The organism is Streptomyces capoamus, assembly GCF_014654935.1.
Lineage (GTDB): Bacteria > Actinomycetota > Actinomycetes > Streptomycetales > Streptomycetaceae > Streptomyces > Streptomyces capoamus.
On record NZ_BNBF01000023.1, the window covers coordinates 1,101 to 5,427 of the forward strand.

The 4,327-nt window shown below is 74.3% G+C and carries 6 protein-coding genes; 2 read left to right on the forward strand and 4 right to left on the reverse strand.

All coding sequences use genetic code 11. From position 1 onward, the window contains the following. On the reverse strand, positions 1-441 hold a 441-nt coding region (locus IE312_RS42380; RefSeq protein ID WP_440862373.1), incomplete at its 3' end, for a zinc ribbon domain-containing protein. A gap of 13 nt (positions 442-454) precedes the next feature. Then, entirely contained in the window at positions 455-1,294 is an 840-nt protein-coding gene (locus IE312_RS29660; RefSeq protein ID WP_189985369.1) for a Nif3-like dinuclear metal center hexameric protein, read from the reverse strand. Positions 1,295-1,481: 187 nt separating this feature from the next. Here IE312_RS29660 and IE312_RS29665 point away from each other — a divergent pair, with 187 nt between their 5' ends. Next, positions 1,482-2,735 carry a hypothetical protein gene (locus IE312_RS29665; protein WP_189985370.1) on the forward strand — a complete coding sequence of 418 codons (1,254 nt, stop codon included), beginning with the start codon at positions 1,482-1,484 and terminating at the stop codon, positions 2,733-2,735. Between the two features lie 97 nt (positions 2,736-2,832). Then, positions 2,833-2,988 carry a hypothetical protein gene (locus IE312_RS29670; RefSeq protein WP_189985371.1) on the forward strand — a complete coding sequence of 52 codons (156 nt, stop codon included), beginning with the start codon at positions 2,833-2,835 and terminating at the stop codon, positions 2,986-2,988. 26 nt (positions 2,989-3,014) lie between these two features. Here IE312_RS29670 and IE312_RS29675 read toward each other — a convergent pair whose 3' ends face one another. Beyond that, positions 3,015-3,977, reverse strand: coding sequence for a 3-oxoacyl-ACP reductase (locus IE312_RS29675; RefSeq protein WP_189985372.1), 963 nt, complete (start codon positions 3,975-3,977; stop codon positions 3,015-3,017). Positions 3,978-3,986: 9 nt separating this feature from the next. Then, a partial coding sequence (locus IE312_RS42385; protein ID WP_229900580.1) for a zinc-binding dehydrogenase occupies positions 3,987-4,327 on the reverse strand: 341 nt, incomplete at its 5' end.

The following is a 4,327-nucleotide window of genomic DNA, read 5'->3' on the forward strand; positions in this document are numbered from 1 at the left end:
GTCGATCTTCGACTGCACGGAGGCGACCCGCTCGGTCAGTTCGCCCACCCGCTCCTGCGCGGCCTCGCGGCGCTCCATGACCTCCAGGACCACGTCCTCCAGGTCGCCCTGCCGCTTGGCGAGGGAGGCGATCTCGTGCTGGAGGTTGGACAGGTCCTTGGGCGAGGTGACCGCGCCGGAGTCCAGGCGCTGCTGGTCGCGGGCGGCGCGCTGGCGCACCTGGTCGACGTCCTGCTCGGCCTTGGTCTGCTCGCGGGCGCAGTCGCCCTCCTCGGTCTGCGCGGCCACGAGCAGGTCGCGCAGCTGCGTGAGGTCCTTCCTCAGCGACTCGATCTCGGCGTGCTCGGGCAGGGACTTCCGCTTGTGCGCGAGCTGCTGCAGGCGGACGTCGAGGGCCTGGACGTCGAGGAGGCGGATCTGGTCGGCGGGCGCGGCGTTCAGTTGGGGGCTCCTGTTAGCTAGAGGGGGTGGTGGACGCCGCGTGGGCGGTCCAGGGGTCGGTGACCGTCCGGGAGACGTGCACGCGCAGGTCCCAGCCGTGGCGGTCGGAGATCTCGTCGAGCTGGCTCGCGGCCAGCTCGCACCAGGGCCACTCGGTGGCCCAGTGCGCCGCGTCGAGCAGCGCGAGGGGGCTGTGGGCCACCGCCTCGGAGGCCGGGTGGTGGCGCAGGTCGGCGGTGAGGAAGGCGTCGACGCCGGCCGCGCGGACCTGGTCGAAGAGGCTGTCGCCGGAGCCGCCGCTGACGGCGACCGTGCGGACGACGGCGTCGGGGTCGCCGGCCACCCGGATGCCCTGCGCGGTGGCCGGCAGCCGTTCGGCGGCGCGGGCGGCCAGTTCGCGGACGGTGAGGGGGTGGTCGAGTTCGCACACCCGGCCGAGGCCACGGCACCCGTGCGGGTCGGTGGGGTCCGGCACGAGGGGGCGTACGACGCGCAGGTCGAGGGCTCCGGCGAGGGCGTCGGAGACCCCCGGGTCGGCGGTGTCCGCGTTGGTGTGGGCGACGTGCAGCGCGATGTCGTGCTTGATGAGGGTGTGCACGACCCGGCCCTTGAAGTGCGTGGCCGCGACCGTGGTCGTCCCGCGCAGGTAGAGCGGGTGGTGGGTGACGAGCAGGTCGGCGCCGAGCTCGACGGCCTCGTCGACGATCTCCTGGACCGGGTCGACGGCGAACAGGACCCGGGTGACCTCCTGATCGGGGTCGCCCACCACCGTGCCGACCGCGTCCCAGGACTCGGCCCGCTCGGCGGGCCACAGGTTCTCCAGCGCGGCGATGACTTCAGACAGACGGGGCACGGCCCAAGGCTACCTGGCCGCCCGGCGCGGCCGTACCGCATGCGTCCGGTCTGCCCCCGCTCAGCACGGACGCCCCGGTTTCCTCAGGTGAATCGCTTCTGCGACACCCGTACGTGTAAAGCGCGGGACAGGCGGTCCCCCGCCTGTGCGTGCGAAAACTAGCTTCGTCGCCGGAGGTGACCGAACGATGACCGCCTGTGCCACCGAACCACCGTCCACACCACCGTCCACGGGCGGGGCCGACGCCGTACCGGGAGCGGGTTGCGCGATCACGGCGGACGGCGCGTACGCCGCCCGGCTCGTGCGGGACGGCGACTCCTGCTTCCCGGAGCGCTGGACCCTGGACGGCCCCGAGCCGTACGCGGTGCCGCTGCCCGGCAGCCGGCCGGAGCGGCCCGGCACCGAGGTGCAGCCGATGGGCGACGGACGGGTGCTGATCCACCGCCCGGCGGAGCACCGGCACGCCTTCGCGCTGCTGTACCCGACCGGACCCGGCACCGGCGAGATGCCGCTGGGCGCGGTGGAGTGCCCCGAGCCCGGCACCCGGCTCACCCTGCTGCCACCGGCGCCGGGGGGCGGACGGGCGTACGCCCTCGCCGGCGGCCCGCGCTCCGGCGTGGTGTGGCGGGTGGCGGGCGGGCCGGCCGGCCCCGAACGGCTCGCCGAGGTACCGGGGCGCTGCTCGGGCGGGGTCTGGCTGGACGGCACCGGGCGGCTGCTCGCGCTCGACCGGGAGCTGGGCGGGCGCACCAAGACGGTGGTGGTGGACCTGGAGCACGGGGAGGTGTCGCCGTTGCTGCAGATCACGGAGGGCAGCGACGACCGGCTGCTGCTCGCCGACCCGGACAGCGGCCTGCTGCTGATCTCCTCCGACGCGCCCTCCCCGGGGCAGGAACGATTGGGCTGGGGCGTGCTCGGCAGCACGCTGCCGGTGCGGTTCCCGGAGTGCCTGCGGGTGCCGGAGTGCGCGGTGACACCGTTCGCGATCCAGCCGGGGCAGGTGCTGGTGCCGGAGAACTGCGCGGTGGGCCTGCGGATCGACGGCGCGTTCGGCACCTGGGTGGGCACCTGGCGGCCTGCCGAGCGCCGGGTCCGGCACCTTCCGGCGCCCGAGGGCTGGCTGGCGGGGGCCGGGGTGTGGACGCGGGAGGGCGTGCTGCGCCTGCCGTACGCGACGCAGGCGACACCGTGCGGCGTGGCCGACCTGGCGGTCCCGCCCTGCACCGCCCCGGACGGCGGGGCCGGGGCGGCGCCCGGTGCGGGTGGCACGGGGGCCGGTGAGGGCGGGGCGGCGCACGGCGGGAAGGATGCGACACCCGGTGGGACCGGCGCGGCGCCCGGCTCGGTCGCGCCGGTGGCCCAACGGGAGCCCCCCGTAAGGCCGGTGGCGCGGCCCGTGCCCTTGCAGCAGGCCCCTCTGGGACGTCTTGTAACGAACTAGTGCCGGTTGGCGTGTGCGCCTGGATTCGGTGCGTGGTGTGCCGGTTACACTCGCTCGGCTGTACAAAAGATCATGGTTGACGGGGTGAATACGTCCGATGAGCGACACCAGCACGACTGAGCAGCTGTCCGCCGGCTCCGAGACCACCGGCCACGGCCGGCACCGCGGCCCGGTCGCGGCCCAGGAGAGCGATACGACTCCGCACGGCCGGCACCGCAAGCCGGTCCAGGAGAGGGTCGAGGTGGCTGCCTGACGGCAGTGGAGAAGAGGGGGTGTCCGCTAGGCGGGCGCCCCCTTCGCCTTGTTCCCCCGCCCGAGCCCCAGCACCTCCGCCGCCGCGAAGGTCTCCCCGGGCGGCCGGTCCGCGTAGTGCGGGGTGAGCAGCGCGTCGAGTTCGTCGTAGGTGAAGGTCTCCTGCTCGCTGTCGAACCGGGCCCGCACCCGCGGCCGTTCGATCACCGCCACCATGCCGCCGTGGACGACGAGCAGCTGGCCGTTGACGCCGGCGGCGGCCGGTGCGGCGAGGTAGCCGACGAGCGGGGCGACATGCTCGGGCGCGAGCGGGTCCAGGCCCTCCTCCGGTTGCCGCAGGCCCGCGAAGACGTCCTCGGTCATCCGGGTCCGGGCGCGCGGGCAGATGACGTTGGCGGTGACGCCGTACTTGGCGAGGGCCAGGGCGGTGGAGGTGGTCAGGCCGACGATCCCGCCCTTGGCCGCCGCGTAGTTGGGCTGGCCGGCGGATCCGGCCAGGAACGCCTCCGAGGAGGTGTTCACGATCCGCCCGTACACCGCTCCCCCGGCCGCCTTGGCCCGCTCCCGCCAGTGCGCTGCGGCGAAGCGGGTGGTGTTGAAGTGGCCTTTGAGATGGACACGGATCACCGCGTCCCACTCGTCCTCCGTCATGGAGAAGACCATGCGGTCGCGCAGGATGCCGGCGTTGTTGACGAGGATGTCCAGCTTGCCGAACCGGTCGATCGCCGACGCGACCAGCTCCCCGGCCTGTTGGAAGTCGGAGACGTCTCCGGTGTGCGGTACGGCGGTGCCGCCGGCCGCCCGGATCTCCGCCGCGACCTGCTCGGCGGGTCCCGCCGACGCGGCGCCGCTGCCGTCCCGGCCGGGCTGCCCGTAGTCGTTGACGACGACCGCCGCGCCGAGCCGGGCGAGTTCCAGGGCCTCGGCCCGGCCGAGCCCGCGCCCGGCGCCCGTGACGAGGGCGCACAGGCCCGCCAGTGGCAGTGACATGCGGCTCCCTCAGATCTCGATGCTGGTGCGCAGGGCGGTCCCGGTGCGCATCTGGTCCAGCGCCTCGTTGATGTCGGCGAACGGCACCCGGTGGGTGATCAGGCCCGCGAGGTCGATGCGGCCGGCCCGCCACAGGGCGATCGTGCGCGCGTAGGAGCGCAGCACGTCCCCGCCGCCGTACAGCGACGGCAGGATGCGCTTCTCGTCGAAGAACAGCTCGAACATGCTGAGCTGGAGGAAGTCGTCCATGGCTCCGGCGCCGACCACGACGAGGGTGCCGCCGCGCCGGGTGGCGTCGTAGGCGGCGCGCGCGGTGGCGGACCTGCCGACGACCTCGAAGACGTGGTCGA

What these genes read in the sequence shown, in the direction of transcription:
- IE312_RS29670 (WP_189985371.1), top strand. Translation starts at nt 2,833, where the DNA reads ATGAGCGACACCAGCACGACTGAGCAGCTGTCCGCCGGCTCCGAGACC.
- IE312_RS29675 (WP_189985372.1), bottom strand. Translation starts at nt 3,977, where the DNA reads ATGTCACTGCCACTGGCGGGCCTGTGCGCCCTCGTCACGGGCGCCGGG.
- IE312_RS29665 (WP_189985370.1), top strand. Translation starts at nt 1,482, where the DNA reads ATGACCGCCTGTGCCACCGAACCACCGTCCACACCACCGTCCACGGGC.